General features: G+C 68.0%; 15 protein-coding genes. 6 read left to right on the top strand and 9 right to left on the bottom strand.

Annotated features, from left to right (window positions below; genetic code table 11):
* Window positions 1–77: 77 nt before the first annotated feature.
* Together kdsB and adk are read left to right on the top strand one after the other, a co-directional pair.
* Entirely contained in the window at window positions 78–869 is a 792-nt protein-coding gene (gene kdsB, locus HMPREF3115_RS03765; protein WP_006406419.1) for a 3-deoxy-manno-octulosonate cytidylyltransferase, read from the top strand.
* A 207-nt stretch (window positions 870–1,076) separates the two neighbouring features.
* Window positions 1,077–1,739 (top strand): adenylate kinase, encoded by a 663-nt coding sequence (adk, locus tag HMPREF3115_RS03770; RefSeq protein ID WP_006398497.1) that lies wholly within the window; start codon window positions 1,077–1,079, stop codon window positions 1,737–1,739.
* 68 nt (window positions 1,740–1,807) lie between these two features.
* On the opposite strand, the gene HMPREF3115_RS03775 is transcribed toward adk, so the two are convergent.
* Both HMPREF3115_RS03775 and murJ read right to left on the bottom strand, forming a co-directional pair.
* Window positions 1,808–2,650, bottom strand: coding sequence for a SirB1 family protein (locus HMPREF3115_RS03775; RefSeq protein WP_070553465.1), 843 nt, complete (start codon window positions 2,648–2,650; stop codon window positions 1,808–1,810).
* Window positions 2,651–2,658: 8 nt separating this feature from the next.
* A complete protein-coding gene (gene murJ / locus HMPREF3115_RS03780) occupies window positions 2,659–4,209 on the bottom strand; it encodes a murein biosynthesis integral membrane protein MurJ (protein ID WP_070553466.1) in 1,551 nt (516 codons plus the stop codon).
* Window positions 4,210–4,513: 304 nt separating this feature from the next.
* Between murJ and rpsT the strand changes: the two genes are divergently transcribed.
* On the top strand, window positions 4,514–4,786 hold the full coding sequence (rpsT, locus tag HMPREF3115_RS03785; RefSeq protein ID WP_006398494.1) for a 30S ribosomal protein S20: 273 nt from the start codon (window positions 4,514–4,516) through the stop codon (window positions 4,784–4,786).
* A gap of 142 nt (window positions 4,787–4,928) precedes the next feature.
* Here the strand turns inward: rpsT and HMPREF3115_RS03790 are convergent, their stop codons facing one another.
* A complete protein-coding gene (locus tag HMPREF3115_RS03790) occupies window positions 4,929–5,249 on the bottom strand; it encodes a DUF3579 domain-containing protein (RefSeq protein ID WP_035488618.1) in 321 nt (106 codons plus the stop codon).
* 414 nt (window positions 5,250–5,663) lie between these two features.
* On the opposite strand from HMPREF3115_RS03790, the gene argF reads away from it, so the two are divergent.
* On the top strand, window positions 5,664–6,593 hold the full coding sequence (gene argF, locus HMPREF3115_RS03795; protein WP_012212838.1) for an ornithine carbamoyltransferase: 930 nt from the start codon (window positions 5,664–5,666) through the stop codon (window positions 6,591–6,593).
* Between the two features lie 126 nt (window positions 6,594–6,719).
* On the opposite strand, the gene murB is transcribed toward argF, so the two are convergent.
* A complete protein-coding gene (murB, locus tag HMPREF3115_RS03800; RefSeq protein ID WP_006410358.1) occupies window positions 6,720–7,769 on the bottom strand; it encodes a UDP-N-acetylmuramate dehydrogenase in 1,050 nt (349 codons plus the stop codon).
* 144 nt (window positions 7,770–7,913) lie between these two features.
* On the opposite strand from murB, the gene HMPREF3115_RS03805 reads away from it, so the two are divergent.
* Entirely contained in the window at window positions 7,914–8,399 is a 486-nt protein-coding gene (locus HMPREF3115_RS03805) for a YajQ family cyclic di-GMP-binding protein (RefSeq protein WP_006398488.1), read from the top strand.
* Between the two features lie 63 nt (window positions 8,400–8,462).
* Here HMPREF3115_RS03805 and plsY read toward each other — a convergent pair whose 3' ends face one another.
* Window positions 8,463–9,101, bottom strand: a complete 639-nt coding sequence (plsY, locus tag HMPREF3115_RS03810) for a glycerol-3-phosphate 1-O-acyltransferase PlsY (protein WP_006406424.1) — start codon at window positions 9,099–9,101, stop codon at window positions 8,463–8,465.
* 176 nt (window positions 9,102–9,277) lie between these two features.
* On the bottom strand, window positions 9,278–9,769 hold the full coding sequence (locus tag HMPREF3115_RS03815; protein WP_006410357.1) for an aminoacyl-tRNA deacylase: 492 nt from the start codon (window positions 9,767–9,769) through the stop codon (window positions 9,278–9,280).
* Window positions 9,770–10,000: 231 nt separating this feature from the next.
* Here HMPREF3115_RS03815 and HMPREF3115_RS03820 point away from each other — a divergent pair, with 231 nt between their 5' ends.
* The gene (locus tag HMPREF3115_RS03820; RefSeq protein WP_070553467.1) at window positions 10,001–11,560 is read left to right on the top strand and encodes a class I adenylate-forming enzyme family protein; all 1,560 of its coding nucleotides are present in this window, start codon (window positions 10,001–10,003) and stop codon (window positions 11,558–11,560) included.
* A 189-nt stretch (window positions 11,561–11,749) separates the two neighbouring features.
* Here HMPREF3115_RS03820 and xerD read toward each other — a convergent pair whose 3' ends face one another.
* From xerD to queG, 3 genes are all read right to left on the bottom strand, one after another.
* Window positions 11,750–12,700, bottom strand: a complete 951-nt coding sequence (xerD, locus tag HMPREF3115_RS03825) for a site-specific tyrosine recombinase XerD (protein WP_070553468.1) — start codon at window positions 12,698–12,700, stop codon at window positions 11,750–11,752.
* On the bottom strand, window positions 12,697–13,167 hold the full coding sequence (locus HMPREF3115_RS03830; protein ID WP_006406429.1) for a methylated-DNA--[protein]-cysteine S-methyltransferase: 471 nt from the start codon (window positions 13,165–13,167) through the stop codon (window positions 12,697–12,699). The genes xerD and HMPREF3115_RS03830 overlap by 4 nt, the downstream gene beginning before the upstream one ends.
* Before the next feature lie 104 nt (window positions 13,168–13,271).
* Window positions 13,272–14,486, bottom strand: a complete 1,215-nt coding sequence (gene queG, locus HMPREF3115_RS03835) for a tRNA epoxyqueuosine(34) reductase QueG (protein WP_070553469.1) — start codon at window positions 14,484–14,486, stop codon at window positions 13,272–13,274.
* Between the last annotated feature and the right edge of the window lie 2 nt (window positions 14,487–14,488).

The raw sequence follows: 14,488 nt of genomic DNA on the forward strand, positions 1-14,488 counted from the left end.
CGGCCGCCGCGGCCGCCGGGCGCCCCGCCGTCGCGACGGCGGCGCCCGTCCCGAGCTCCTCTCACCGCCCGATTCCGATGACTCATCCGCAACCCTTCATCGCCGTCATCCCTGCCCGGCTCGCGTCGACGCGCCTGCCGAACAAGCCGCTCGCCGATCTCGGCGGCAAGCCGATGGTCGTGCGCGTGGCCGAGCGCGCGCGCGAAGCGGGTGCGCAGCAGGTGCTGGTCGCGTCCGACGCGCAGAGCGTGCTCGACGCGGCGCGCGAACACGGCTTCGACGCGGTGCTCACGCGCGCCGATCATCCGTCCGGCACCGACCGGCTCGCGGAAGTCGCGGCCGCGTGCGGCTGGCACGACGACACGGTGGTCGTCAACGTGCAGGGCGACGAGCCGCTGATCGATCCCGCGCTGGTGCGCGACGTTGCGTCGCATCTCGCCGCGCATCCGGCCTGCGCGATCGCGACTGCCGCGCACCCGATTCACGACGCGGCCGACGTGTTCAACCCCAACATCGTGAAGGTCGCGCTCGACGCGCAAAGCGTTGCGCTCTACTTCTCGCGCGCGCCGATTCCATGGAGCCGCGACGCCTATCAGCCGCACTGGCCCGACGTCGCCGCGATGCCGGCCCCGGCCGCGCCCGTCTATCGGCACATCGGCCTGTACGCCTATCGCGCGCGTTTCCTGCGCACCTATCCGTCGCTCGCGCAGGCGCCGATCGAGCAGGCCGAGCAGCTCGAACAGCTGCGCGCGCTGTGGCACGGCGAACGCATCGCGGTGCTCGTCACCGAGCGCGCGCCCGCGGCCGGCGTCGATACGCCGGCCGACCTCGCGCGGGTGCAGGCCCTTTTTCGGCCGGATTCAAAATAACCCATGGCATAATCGGGCGATTGTGCGAGCCGTCTGCGACCTGCGCGTGCTCGCTTGCTCCCGCCGCGGCCCCTGCCGGCAGCCGCGCGTCGCCCGATCGACGCGCCGCGTCAGACCGGTCCGCCGCCGCGCCGCGCAAGCGCCGTGCACGCTGTCGCCGACACCGTCGCGTCTCGCCATACGAATCTACATACCGGAGATATCATCATGCGTTTGATCCTGTTGGGCGCGCCCGGCGCGGGAAAGGGCACCCAGGCAAACTTCATCAAGGAAAAGTTCGGCATCCCGCAGATCTCGACCGGCGACATGCTGCGCGCGGCCGTCAAGGCCGGCACGCCGCTCGGCGTCGAAGCGAAGGGCTACATGGACGCCGGCAAGCTCGTCCCGGACGCGCTGATCATCGGCCTCGTGAAGGAACGTCTGAAGGAAGCGGACTGCGCGAACGGCTATCTGTTCGACGGCTTTCCGCGCACGATCGCGCAGGCCGACGCGATGAAGGAAGCGGGCGTCGCGATCGACTACGTGCTCGAGATCGACGTGCCGTTCTCGGAAATCATCGAGCGAATGAGCGGCCGCCGCACGCACCCGGCGTCGGGCCGCACGTATCACGTGAAGTTCAATCCGCCGAAGGTCGAAGGCAAGGACGACGTGACGGGCGAGCCGCTGATCCAGCGCGACGACGACAAGGAAGAAACCGTGAAGAAGCGCCTCGAGGTGTACGAGGCGCAGACCAAGCCGCTGATCACGTATTACGGCGACTGGGCGAAGCGCGGCGAGGAAAACGGCCTGAAGGCGCCGCAGTATCGCAAGATCTCCGGTCTCGGTACCGTCGAGGAAATCCGCGAGCGCGCATTCGACGCGCTGAAGTAACCGGCGCGCATACGTTGCGCCACGCAAGCCGCCCTTCCGGGCGGCTTTTTTTGCGCGTTTGTGCCGCGTCAGTCTTCGGCGTCGCGCTGCATCCGCTGCCGCAACTCGCTGACCTGCGACTCGACGACGGTCGCGTCTTCGGCGTCCGGCCGCTCGCCGAGATACTGTTCGAGATCCTCGAGCGCGGGGCGCAGATAGTCGAGCCGCGCATACGCGAAGCCGCGATCGCGCACCTCGTCGACATGATCGGGCAGCAGGATCACGAGCCGCTGCTGGACCGCGAGCAGCCGCTGCCAGCGTTCCGTCTGCAGATAGATCGTCTTCAGGTTGCGCAGCATCCGCGCGATGATCTCGCGGCTCGTCGCCGGCTGCAGCAGCGCGCGCAACGCGCTGTCGACGGCGCCCGCCGCACGCGCGACGTACGGCTCGAGCATCTCGACCATCTCGGCTTCCGACAGCGAATGGCCGTTGGTCGGATCGATGATGAGGTCGCCGTCCGGCAGCGTCAAGCGCAGCAGGAAATGACCGGGAAACGACACGCCGCGCGCCGGCACGCCGATCTGCTCGGCCAGTTCCAGATACAGCACCGACAGCGAGATCGGAATCCCGCGCCGCCGCTTCAGCACCGCGTTCAGGTGGCTGTTATCGGGGTCGTAGTAGTCGTTGTGATTGCACGCGAAGCCGAGTTCGCGAAAGAAGAAGTCGTTCAGCGCGACGACGCGGTGCTTCAGATCCGCATCGTCGGCGAGCCGGCGCCGCAGCCGCGCGGCGAGCATGTCGATCTCGGCGAGCGTGCCCTGCAGATCGAGGTCGGGGTACGCGTCCTGCGCCAGCGACAGCGCGGCTTCCGTGACGGGCAGGCTCTCGTCGTCCGCCACGAGCGTGCTGAAGTAGTCGAGGACGCGGGTCATAGCGGTCGTCACTTGGCGCGCCTTCTGAAGTAAGCGTATTTGAAGCCCATCAGCCACAACATACCGAAATATAGTGCAGCGAACAGCACGAGGCACGCGCCCATCAGCACGATGCGCTCGAGCGGCTGCGTGCGCATGCCGGTCCAGTCGAAGCTGATCGAGAACCAGTGCATCAGCCCCGCCAGCACCAGCGACGCGCCGACGAGCTGCACGAAAAAGCGCAGCCAGCCCGGCGACGGCTGGTAGATCCCGCGGCGGCGCAGCCCGAAGAACAGCAGCAGCGAGTTCAGGCACGCGCCGACGCCGATGCTGAGCGTAAGCCCCGCGTGCCCGATCAGCGGCACGAACACGTAGTTCGACAGCTGCGTGACGATCAGCACGCCGACCGCGATCTTCACCGGCGTCTTGATGTCCTGCTTCGCGTAAAAGCCGGGCGCGAGAATCTTGATCAGGATGATGCCGATCAGCCCGATGCCGTACGTCGCGAGCGCGCGCGCGACCATCGTCACGGTGTGCGCGTCGAACTTCCCGTAATTGAACAGCGTCGCCGTCAGCGGCATCGCAAAGAAGAACAGCGCGAGCGCGCTCGGCGCGGCAAGCAGGAACGTGACGCGCAGCCCCCAGTCGAGCAGCGCCGAATATTCGTGCGCATCGGCGTCGACGTGCGCCTTCGACAGGCTCGGCAGCAGGATCGTGCCGAGCGCGACGCCGAGCAGCGCCGTCGGGAACTCCATCAGGCGGTCCGCATAGTTGATCCACGACACGGCGCCCTGCCCGAGCCGCGACGCGATGTTCGTGTTGATGATCAGCGACAGCTGCGCGACCGACACGGCGAAGGTCGCGGGCACCATCTTCGCGAGCACGCGCTTCACGCCGCGGTGACGCAGCGCGCGCAGCGGGTTCAGCCCGATCAGCGGGACCATGTCGATCTTCTTCAGGCCCGGCAATTGCACGAGGAACTGCAGCACGCCGCCGGCGATCACGGCCCACGCGAGCGCGAACACCGGCACCTTGAGGTGCGGCGCGACGAACACCGCCGCGACGATGAACGCGACGTTGAGCAGCACGGGCGCGAACGCGGGCAGCGAGAAGCTCTTGTACGTGTTCAGCACGCCGGACGCGAGTGTCGTCAGCGAAATGAACACGATGTACGGAAACATGATGCGCGTCATCGTGACCGCGAGCGGGAACGCCTGGCCGTCGGTGCGCAGGCCCGAGGCGACCGCGAACACGACCCACGACGCGCCGGCGATCCCGACGATCGACAGCACGGCGAGCGCCCACGCGAGCACGGTCGACATCGCGTCGACGAGCGCCTTCGTCGCATCGTGGCCCTGCTGGTTCTTGAACTCGGCGAGGATCGGCACGAACGCCTGCGAGAACGCACCTTCGGCGGACAGCCGGCGCAGCAGGTTCGGAATGCGGAACGCGACGTAGAACGCGTCGGTGTATTGACTGGCGCCGAACGCACGGGCGATCAGCGTCTCGCGGGCCAGTCCGGTCACGCGCGACAGCAGCGTGAAGCCGCTGACCGTCAGCAGGGCTCGGAATAGATTCATGGGGCGCTTATTATACGGACGTTGCACGACCGGACGCGGCGCGATGCCGAAAACGCGCCGCGCCGCCGGCGCCCGTGTCCGGCGGGATTACGCCGAACTTGCCACGCGCTTGATTTTGTTGCTATAATCGCCGGTTTCTGAGCCTGTTACATGCACGGCGGCTGCCGTTTCCATGTCTCGGCCTCGGTTAAAATCACCGTTTTTTTATGCGCCCCTGGGCAATCGTTCTCAGGGGACGGATCGAAAAGCAGCGCTTGGCCGTCAGGCTCCAAGCTCTGGAAACAGGACAGGATAAGGAACCGTCATGGCTAACTCCGCACAAGCACGCAAGCGCGCCCGCCAGGCCGCGAAGGCAAACTCGCACAACTCGGCGCTGCGCTCGAAATTCCGTACCGCGATCAAGGCTGTTCGCAAGGCCGTCGACGCCGGCGACCAGGCAAAGGCTGCCGAGCTGTTCAAGGCTGCCGTCAAGACGATCGACACGATCGCCGACAAGAAGATCGTTCACAAGAACAAGGCCGCTCGCAGCAAGAGCCGCCTCGCCGCAGCCGTCAAGGGCCTGCAGGCAGCAGCGTAAATTCCGGCGTGCCCGCCTCGTGCGGGCACTCCTGTTTCCTGCGATCGCAAAAAAGCCCGCTTCGGCGGGCTTTTTTGCGTGAGCGCTGCATACCTGCGCGGTGTCATGCAATACCGCAACAGGCGCAGCGCGCCCGTGCGCCTCACTTCTTCTCGTTATAGTCCGGCAGTTCGCACGCTTCCGTCACGACGAGATTGTTGTCCTTCGCGAAGTTCATCACGAAATCGAAGGCCATCGGCTCGACATCGCGCAGCCGCGAGTCGAGGATCACGCATTTGGTGTCGCCGAGCAGCGTCGGGCGCACGTAGAGCGAGTACTGAAGACGCGCATTCGGCCCGCTCGCCCCTGGCCCGAAACAGGACATCACGCCGGCCAGACGTTCCGACCAGTCGCTCGGGCGAAACTTTTTCCCGTCTTTCGTGACGCCCTGGATGAAGTATTCGGTCGGGGGGGTTTCAGCCATGTGGTTACCCAAGTGACGGCCCGGCGATACCCACGCGACAGTGCGTGAGCACGCGAACACAAAGCTGGAATCGACGCGGCTCGCGCGTGCCGGCGCGCCGAAAAACGGGCGATCGACACGTGCGGCCGGCACGCCGCACGGGATTTGTGCAGCGCACGGCTTGTGTCCGGCAGAACCGCGAAACGGCTTGCGTGCCGGGCTGGAGAAAACTTCGAAATTATACCGCAGCGCGCCATCGCGCGTCGTTTCGCCGCCCCTGCCGGACAGCGGGCCGCGCTGCGCCGCGATCGATCCCCGTTCGCCTGCGCGGCTCGTCAAAGCACGGAAAATCCTTTATGCTGCTTTGAGTTATTCACATCCGACGGCGGCGCCGTCCGGCGTCGCCGCCGGGTGAAGCCCGCCGTATTTCGTTTCATGACCGCCAAAACCATTCGTCACTACCTGCAGTTCAAGGATTTCTCGCTGGAAGACTACGAGTACGTGCTCGAACGCACGGGTATCCTGAAGCGCAAGTTCAAGAACTACGAGACCTACCATCCGCTGCACGACCGCACGCTCGCGATGATCTTCGAGAAGAGCTCGACGCGCACGCGCCTGTCGTTCGAAGCGGGGATCTTCCAGCTCGGCGGCCACGCGGTATTCATGAGCACGCGCGACACGCAGCTCGGCCGCGGCGAGCCGGTCGAGGATTCCGCGCAGGTCATCTCGCGGATGGTCGACATCATCATGATCCGCACGTTCGAGCAGGACATCATTCAGCGCTTCGCGGAAAACTCGCGCGTGCCGGTGATCAACGGGCTGACCAACGAATACCATCCGTGCCAGGTGCTCGCCGACATCTTCACGTACTACGAGCACCGCGGCCCGATCGCCGGCAAGACGGTCGCATGGGTCGGCGACGCGAACAACATGCTCTACACGTGGATTCAGGCCGCGCAGATCCTCGGCTTCAAGCTGCGCCTGTCGACGCCGCCCGGCTACGCGCTCGACATGAAGCTCGTGTCGCCCGACAGCGCACCGTTCTACGAGGTGTTCGACGATCCGAACGAAGCATGCAAGGGCGCCGATCTCGTCACGACGGACGTCTGGACGAGCATGGGTTTCGAGGCCGAGAACGAGGCACGGATGAAGGCGTTTGCCGACTGGTGCGTCGACGAGGAAATGATGGGCCACGCGAATCCGGACGCGCTGTTCATGCACTGCCTGCCCGCGCATCGCGGCGAGGAAGTGACGGCCGGCGTGATCGACGGCCCGCAGAGCGTCGTGTGGGACGAAGCGGAAAACCGCCTGCACGTGCAGAAGGCGCTGATGGAGTTCCTGCTGCTGGGCCGCCTCAAGCACTGAACGCAGCCGCTGCGCGGCCTGCGCCGCGCGCATCGCATGAAAAACGCCGATCGTCCGATCGGCGTTTCGTTTTGTACGGCACGGGAAACCGGCGCGCCGGCCGCAGTCGGCCGGGATCCGTCCGCACTACAGGCAGACCGGCTCGGGCTCGAGCTCGACGCCGAACTGCGTGCGCACGTCGTGCTGGATCGCGCGCGCGAGCGCGAGCACGTCCGCGCCCGTCGCGCCGCCGCGATTGACGAGCACCAGCGCCTGCCGCTCGTGCACGGCCGCCGCGCCGAGCGCGCGCCCTTTCCATCCGCAGCGGTCGATCAGCCAGCCCGCCGCGAGCTTCACGCGGCCGTCCGGCTGCGGATACGACACGATGCCCGGCGCGCGCGCATGCAGCGCGTCGAACTGCGCGCGATCGATCACCGGATTCTTGAAGAAGCTGCCCGCGTTGCCGAGCTCGCGCGGATCGGGCAGCTTCGCGCGCCGGATCGCGACGACCGCATCGAACACGTCGCGCGGCGTCGCCGCGTCCGGCGAGATGCCGCGCGCATCGAGTTCGCGCGTGACGTCCGCATAGCCGAGCCGCGGCGTCCAGCGTTTCGGCAGCCGGAACGTCACCGATACGATCGCGAAGCGCCCGCGCCCGTCGCGCTTGAAAAAGCTGTCGCGATAGCCGAACGCGCAGCGCGCGGCGTCGAAACGCTCGCTGCGCCCGGTCGCGAGTTCGACGGCGACGAGCGAATCGAAATACGCGTTCATTTCGAGGCCGTACGCGCCGATGTTCTGGATCGGCGCCGCGCCGACGGTGCCCGGAATCAGCGCCAGGTTCTCGAGCCCCGGCATGCCGTGCTCGAGCGTCCATCCGACGAACGCGTGCCAGTTCTCGCCGCCGCCGGCTTCGACGTACCACGCGTCGTCGTCGTCGCGCACGACGCGGCGCCCGGCGATTTCATCGAGCAGCACGAGGCCGTCGAAGTCGCGCGTGAACACGACATTGCTGCCGCCGCCTAGCACGAGATGCGGCAGCGTCGCGACGCGCGCGTCGCGATGCAGCGCCTCGAACTGCGCGGGATGCGTGATGCGCGCGGCATAGCGCGCCCTCGCGTCGATACCGAACGTGTTGTGCGCGGCGAGCGGATGGTCGGGGAGCAGCGACAGGGCGGATTCGTCAGGAGGCATCGGCATTCGCGCTCGCGTCCGCCCGACGGGCCGCACGGCGCGGCCTTGGGCAAACGGAAGGGCATCGGTAAAATGGCAAACAGTCCGCAATTATAGCGAGTGCCCGCGCGCCGGCCGGGCGCCGCGCCTCAAGTCTCAAGGGAGAATGCCATGCCATCGTTCGACGTCGTTTCCGAAGCGAACATGATCGAAGTGAAGAACGCCATCGAGCAGTCGAACAAGGAAATCTCGACGCGCTTCGACTTCAAGGGCTCCGACGCGCGCGTCGAGCAGAAGGACCGCGAGCTGACGCTGTTCGCCGACGACGATTTCAAGCTCGGTCAGGTGAAGGACGTGCTGATCGGCAAGATGGCCAAGCGCAATGTCGACGTGCGCTTCCTCGATTACGGCAAGGTCGAGAAGATCGGCGGCGACAAGGTCAAGCAGGTCGTCACGGTGAAGAAGGGCGTGACGGGCGACCTCGCGAAGAAGATCGTGCGGCTCGTGAAGGACAGCAAGATCAAGGTTCAGGCCAGCATCCAGGGCGACGCGGTGCGCGTGTCCGGCGCGAAGCGCGACGATCTGCAGAGCGTGATCGCGATGCTGCGCAAGGACGTGACCGATACGCCGCTCGACTTCAACAACTTCCGCGACTGACCGGTCGCGAGACGGGCGCCGGCACGCTGCTGCCTGCAGCGCGCGGGCGCCCTTCCCGCTGCATTACGCTTTCCCGCCGCCCTGCGCGTTGCCGTTCGCGGCCGCCTTCTTCTTGTCGCCGATCCGGCTCTCCTCCCCCGCCAGCAGTTTCGCGATGTTGCCGCGATGGCGCCATACGAGCAGGACGCTCATCGCGAGCACCGCCCATGCGATCGGATTGCGATTCGTGCCGAACAGGAACACGTCGAACAGCGGCGCGAACACGGCCGCGACAAGCGCGGCGAGCGACGAATAGCGGAAGAAGAACGCGATGATGAGCCACGTGAGCGCGGTGGCGAGCCCGAGCACCGGATGAACGGCGAGCAGCACGCCGGCTGCGGTCGCGACGCCCTTGCCGCCCTGGAAGCGGAAGAACACCGGATACAGGTGGCCGATGAACACCGCAATCGCGACCCACGCGATCGCGACGTCGGGCAGGCCGTAACGGCGCGCCAGCCACACGGCGATCCAGCCCTTGAACGCATCGCCGATCAGCGTCAGGATCGCGGCCTTCTTGTTGCCGCTGCGCAGCACGTTGGTCGCGCCGGGGTTCTTGGACCCGTACGACCGGGGATCGGCGAGGCCCATCGCGGCGCTGACGATGACGGCAAACGACACCGAGCCGATCAGGTAGGCAATGAGGGCGGCGAGCAGGATCTGCATGCGGGAAACTCTTCTTTCAACGTATCGGTGAAGGGACGGCTCGCGCGCGGCGGGCGCGCCATGCGACGCAGGCGCGGCAGCGCGGACCGCCGGCCGACCGGCGCCGACGCGGCGCGGCGAGCCGAAACGGCGCCCATTCTACCGAACGCGCGCGGCCTGCCACGAAGGTGAAACCCTCAGTCGACGCTCGCGCACTGCACGGGCTTCGCGCCGAGCAGCGTCGTCAGCACCGACGGCGCGACGCTCACGAGATAGCCGCGGCGGCCGCCGTTCAGATAGATCGTCGGCAAGTCGAGAATCGTCGACTCGACGTAGACCGGCATCGGCTTGCGCGTGCCGAACGGCGACGTGCCGCCGACCAGATAGCCGGAATGACGGTTCGCGACCTCCGGCTTGCAGGGCTCGACGCGCTTCGCGCCGATCTGGCGCGCGAGATTCTTCGTCGACACCGTGCGATCGCCGTGCATCAGCACGATCAGCGGCTTCGCATGCTCGTCTTCCATCACGAGCGTCTTCACGACGATGTGCTCGTCGACGCCGAGCTGCCGCGCCGATTCGCCGGTGCCGCCGTGTTCGACGTATGCGTACGGATGCTCGCCGAACGCGACGCCGTGCCGGCGCAGCAGCTGGGTCGCCGGCGTTTCTGATACGTGTCTCGATTTGCTCATGGCGGCATTCTAATGGCGAACGGCGCGCGACGAACCGCCCGCGCGCGCCGGGCTATACTCGCGGCCCGCTGCGCGGTACACGGCACGCGTCGTGCCCACTCATGATCGTTGCGAATCGCGCGAAGCGCCATTGACCGAACGGCCGATTGTGGCGCGCGCGCCGTCATGGCACGATCGTTCGCATTCTCGTGCCGCCGCGCCGATGCCGCCGGCCCCTTTTCCGGAGACGCCATGACCTCATCGATCCGTTCACCCGAGCCCGACGTCGACGCGCTGCTCGCCGCGCTGCCGCCGCGCATCGCCGACGTGCCCGCGCGCTGGGCCGCCCAGGCGCCCGAGCGGCCCGCGCTGATCGAGGACGCCCGCCGGCTGTCGTACGCCGAGCTCGCGCAGGCCGTCGATGCCGTCGCGTCGCGGCTCGCGGCGCTCGGCGTGCGCGGCGGCGATCGCGTGATGATCGTGGCGGAAAACAGCGTCGCGCAGGTCGTGCTGCTGTTCGCGGCCGCGCGTATCGATGCGTGGGCGCTCGTATCGAACGCGCGGCTGTCGGCGGCCGAGCTCGATGCGATCGCCGCGCACGCGCGCCCGAAGCTGACCGCGTTCGTCACCGACACGTCGCCCGACGCTCGCGCGCATGCCGCGCGGCACGAGGCCGTGCGTGCCGATGCACTGCCCGTCGACATCGGCGCCTGGTCGTATCGGCTCGACGCGCACGCCGGCAGCGAACCGGTGGCCGCCGACGGCGCCGCCCAGTGCGCGGCGCTGATCTATACGACCGGCACGACCGGCACACCGAAAGGCGTGATGCTGTCGCACCGCAACCTGCTGTTCATCGCAGCGATGTCGAGCACGCTGCGGCGCGTGTCGCCGGACGACATCGTCTACGCGGTGCTGCCCGTGTCGCACGTCTATGGGCTCGCGTCGGTCTGTCTCGGCAGCCTCTATGCCGGCGCGACGCTGCGGCTCGCGCCCCGTTTTTCGCCCGAAGCCGTGCGCGTCGCGCTGGCCGACGAGGGCGTGACGATCTTCCAGGGCGTGCCCGCGATGCATGCGAAGCTGATCGAGCACCTCCACACGCACGGCCATGCATGGCATGCGCCGCGGCTGCGCTTCGCGTATTCGGGCGGCTCGCCGCTCGACGCGGCGCTGAAGGCGCGCGTCGAGCGCGTCTATGGCATCCCGCTGCACAACGGCTACGGCATGACCGAAAGCAGCCCGACGATCACGCAAACGCCGCTCGATGCGCCGCGCGCCGACTGCTCGGTCGGCATGCCGATTCCCGGCATCGAAATGCGCATCGTCGGGCCCGACGGCGCCGACGTGCCGCGCGGCGAAGTCGGCGAGATTCGCGTGCGCGGGCCGAACGTGATGCTCGGCTACTACCGCAACGCCGACGCGACGCGCGCGGCCGTGTCGCCGGACGGCTGGCTGAGCACCGGCGATCTCGCGCGGCAGGATGCCGACGGCGCGGTGACGATCGTCGGCCGCAGCAAGGAGCTGATCATCCGCTCGGGCTTCAACGTGTATCCGGTCGAAGTCGAGCAGGTGCTGAACGCGCATCCGGACGTCGTGCAGGCCGCGGTAATCGGGCGCCCCGTCGAAGGCAACGAGGAAGTGCTCGCGTTCGTCGAGCTGGCGCCCGGCGCGACGGCAACCGACGCGACGCTGCACGCGTGGTGCGCCGAGCGGCTCGCGCCGTACAAGCGCCCCGCGCGCATCCGCGTGCTAGATGCGCTGCCGGCCGCGTCGACCGGCAAGGTGCTCAAACACAAGCTGCGCGAGCTGGCATGAGGCGGGCGCAGGCGTTGCGCTCGACCGTGCACGGCGGCAATCGCCAGTCGACGTCGCACGGCAGACCGGCGCGGGCCGCGCGCATCGCGCGCATCGCCCGCATCGCCCGCATCGCCCGCATCGCCCTCAGCACCCTTAGCGCCCTCACCGATGCCCGGCCCGCGCGCGAGTCCCCAGCGCCGCCGGCGCTCAACCCCGCGGATGATGCTGCGCGTGCAGCGTGCGCAGGCGCTCGCGAGCGACGTGCGTATAGATCTGCGTGGTCGAGATGTCCGCGTGACCGAGCAGCAGTTGGACGACGCGCAGGTCCGCGCCGTGGTTCAGCAGATGCGTCGCGAACGCGTGCCGCAGCGTGTGCGGCGACAGATGCGCACGTACGTCCGCCTGCTGCGCGTGGCGCTTGATGATGTTCCAGAACTGCTGACGCGTCATCCCGTCGCCGCGCGCCGTCACGAACAGCGCGTCGGCCGCGCGCGCGCCGAGCAGCGCGGGCCGCGCCTCGCGCAGGTAGCGTTCGATCCAGCCGTGCGCGACCTCGCCGAACGGCACGAGCCGCTCCTTCGAGCCCTTGCCCATCACGCGCACGACGCCTTCGTTGAGCCCGACCTCGACCGTCTTCAGCGTGACGAGTTCGCTCACGCGCAGCCCGCTCGCATACATCAGCTCGAGCATCGTGCGATCGCGCAGCCCGAGCGGTGTCGCGATGTCGGGCGCGCCGAGCAACGCTTCGACCTGCGCCTCGGACAGTGTCGACGGGAATCGCGCCGCCTGCTTCGCGGACGCGATGCGCAGCGTCGGATCGGCACTCGCGCGATGCTCGCGCACGGCCCAGCCGTAATAGCGGCGAAACACCGACAGCCGCCGGTTCGACGACGTCGCCTTGCCGTCGCTGCGGGCGGCGATATAGCCGGTCAGCATCGTTTCGTCGGCCGCGTCGAGCGCCGCGTCGTGCGTGGCCGCGAGCCATTGCGAAAACAGCGTCAGGTCGCGCCGGTACGCATCGAGCGTGTTGCGCGCGAGCCCGTGCTCGAGCCACAGCGCATCGCAGAACAGGTCGATCGACGCGCGGCTCGCGAGCAGCGCGGGCGACGGCGCGGCGGCACCGTCATCGGCTTCGGGAGAAAGCAGCGGTTCGCTCATCGGTACGGCACGCCCTCGTGCGCCAGCAGCCAGCGCTTCACTTTCAGGTAATAGCCGTCGTCGTCGTGATTCGCGAAGCCGCCGAGCCCGCTCGCCGCGACGACGCGGTGACACGGGATCACCAGCGGAAAATAGTTCGCGCCGCATGCCTGGCCGACCGCGCGCGGCGCGCTGCCGATCCGCTTCGCGACCTGCCCGTACGTCAGCACGGTGCCGGGCGGAATATCGCTGATCACGTCCCACACGCGGTGCTGGAATGCGCTGCCGACCGGTGCGAGCGGCAGGTCGAAACGGGCGGACGCGCGCTCGAAATACCGCTCGATCTGCTCGGCCGCGCGCTTCGCGAGCGGCGTGTCCGGCGCGACGGACTTCACCGATTCGGGCAGATAGACGATTTCGCGCACCGCGGCCGCATCCGTGCGGATGCCGACCTTGCCGAACGGCGCGTCGATTACTGCGTTGAACATGGCATTCTCCTCACCGACGCCGGCGCCGATGCGACGCGCATCCCGCCGGCCAAGGCCGTCGCGCACGCGTCGCGCTCACGCGCCGACGACACTTTACGCCGCCTTCACGCGGCACGCAGCGCCCACTCGACATGTTCGCGCACGATCGGCGACGGATCGTCGGCGCGCGCGCGCAGCGCGGCCACGATCGCATCGCGCGCCTCGGGCGCGAGCCGCTGCGCGGGCGCGCGCAGCGCATTGCCGAGCCCGACCGCGAGATTGCGCAGCCAGCTTTCGTAGCCGATGCGGCGGATCGCGCTGCCCTGCATCCGCGTGTCGAATTCGCCGGCATCCCAGCCGAACAGCTCGACGAGCGTCGCGCGATCGAGCCCGTGCCGCACATCGAAGTCGGCCACCGGCGCGGCCTGCGCGAACTTGTTCCACGGACACACGAGCTGACAGTCGTCGCAGCCGTACACGCGATTGCCGATCAGCGGCCGCAGCGGCTCGGGAATGCTGCCCTTCAGCTCGATCGTCAGATACGAGATGCAGCGGCGCGCGTCGACGCGATACGGCTCGACGATCGCGCCGGTCGGACACGCGTCGATGCAGCGCGTGCAACTGCCGCAATGCGCGCCGGGCGCCTCGGGCGCCGCGTCCGGCGACGTCTGCGCGTCGGTCGGCACCGGAATGTCGACGTAGATCTCGCCGAGGAAGAACAGCGAACCCGCATCGCGCTGCAGCAGCAGCGTGTGCTTGCCGCGCCAGCCGACCCCGGCCTTCTGCGCGAGCTCGACTTCGAGCACCGGCGCCGAATCGGTAAAGACGCGATGGCCGAATGCGCCGATCTCGCGCTCGATGCGCTCGGCGAGCGTCTGCAGCCGGTTGCGCAACACCTTGTGATAATCGCGGCCGCGCGCATAAATCGACACGACGGCCGCCTGAGGATCGTCGAGCCGCGCGCGTTCGCGTGCGCGCCAGTCGAACGCGCCGGACGCGTCGCCGGCCAGCGTGTCGGCCGGCAGATACGCGAGCCGCGCGGAAATCACGCGTCGCGTACCGGCCACAAGTTCGGCCGGCCGCGCACGTTTCATCCCGTGTTTGGCCATATAATCCATCTCGCCGTGGCAACCGGCTTCCAGCCAGGCGGCGAGGCCTGCTTCGGCATCCGAGAGATCGGTGTCGCTAATCCCGATCGCCCCGAAACCCAATTCGCGCCCCCACGCCCTGATGCGCACGGCGAGCGCAGTCAATGCCGCATCGTCGAGCGCGCACGACGCCGCGCCTTCGTCACGAGTCGAAGTTCGGTCGGATGCGGCGAGTTCCGGTAATCGGTTCATCG

It is taken from the genome of Burkholderia sp. HMSC10F09 (assembly GCF_001806955.1).
GTDB classification, from domain to species: Bacteria; Pseudomonadota; Gammaproteobacteria; order Burkholderiales; family Burkholderiaceae; genus Burkholderia; species Burkholderia multivorans.

Excerpts from the sequence above, each read along its gene's own strand:
- kdsB (WP_006406419.1), top strand. The coding sequence starts at position 78 with ATGACTCATCCGCAACCCTTCATCGCCGTCATCCCTGCCCGGCTCGCG.
- adk (WP_006398497.1), top strand. The coding sequence starts at position 1,077 with ATGCGTTTGATCCTGTTGGGCGCGCCCGGCGCGGGAAAGGGCACCCAG.
- HMPREF3115_RS03775 (WP_070553465.1), bottom strand. The coding sequence starts at position 2,650 with ATGACCCGCGTCCTCGACTACTTCAGCACGCTCGTGGCGGACGACGAG.
- murJ (WP_070553466.1), bottom strand. The coding sequence starts at position 4,209 with ATGAATCTATTCCGAGCCCTGCTGACGGTCAGCGGCTTCACGCTGCTG.
- rpsT (WP_006398494.1), top strand. The coding sequence starts at position 4,514 with ATGGCTAACTCCGCACAAGCACGCAAGCGCGCCCGCCAGGCCGCGAAG.
- HMPREF3115_RS03790 (WP_035488618.1), bottom strand. The coding sequence starts at position 5,249 with ATGGCTGAAACCCCCCCGACCGAATACTTCATCCAGGGCGTCACGAAA.
- argF (WP_012212838.1), top strand. The coding sequence starts at position 5,664 with ATGACCGCCAAAACCATTCGTCACTACCTGCAGTTCAAGGATTTCTCG.
- murB (WP_006410358.1), bottom strand. The coding sequence starts at position 7,769 with ATGCCGATGCCTCCTGACGAATCCGCCCTGTCGCTGCTCCCCGACCAT.
- HMPREF3115_RS03805 (WP_006398488.1), top strand. The coding sequence starts at position 7,914 with ATGCCATCGTTCGACGTCGTTTCCGAAGCGAACATGATCGAAGTGAAG.
- plsY (WP_006406424.1), bottom strand. The coding sequence starts at position 9,101 with ATGCAGATCCTGCTCGCCGCCCTCATTGCCTACCTGATCGGCTCGGTG.
- HMPREF3115_RS03815 (WP_006410357.1), bottom strand. The coding sequence starts at position 9,769 with ATGAGCAAATCGAGACACGTATCAGAAACGCCGGCGACCCAGCTGCTG.
- HMPREF3115_RS03820 (WP_070553467.1), top strand. The coding sequence starts at position 10,001 with ATGACCTCATCGATCCGTTCACCCGAGCCCGACGTCGACGCGCTGCTC.
- xerD (WP_070553468.1), bottom strand. The coding sequence starts at position 12,700 with ATGAGCGAACCGCTGCTTTCTCCCGAAGCCGATGACGGTGCCGCCGCG.
- HMPREF3115_RS03830 (WP_006406429.1), bottom strand. The coding sequence starts at position 13,167 with ATGTTCAACGCAGTAATCGACGCGCCGTTCGGCAAGGTCGGCATCCGC.
- queG (WP_070553469.1), bottom strand. The coding sequence starts at position 14,486 with ATGAACCGATTACCGGAACTCGCCGCATCCGACCGAACTTCGACTCGT.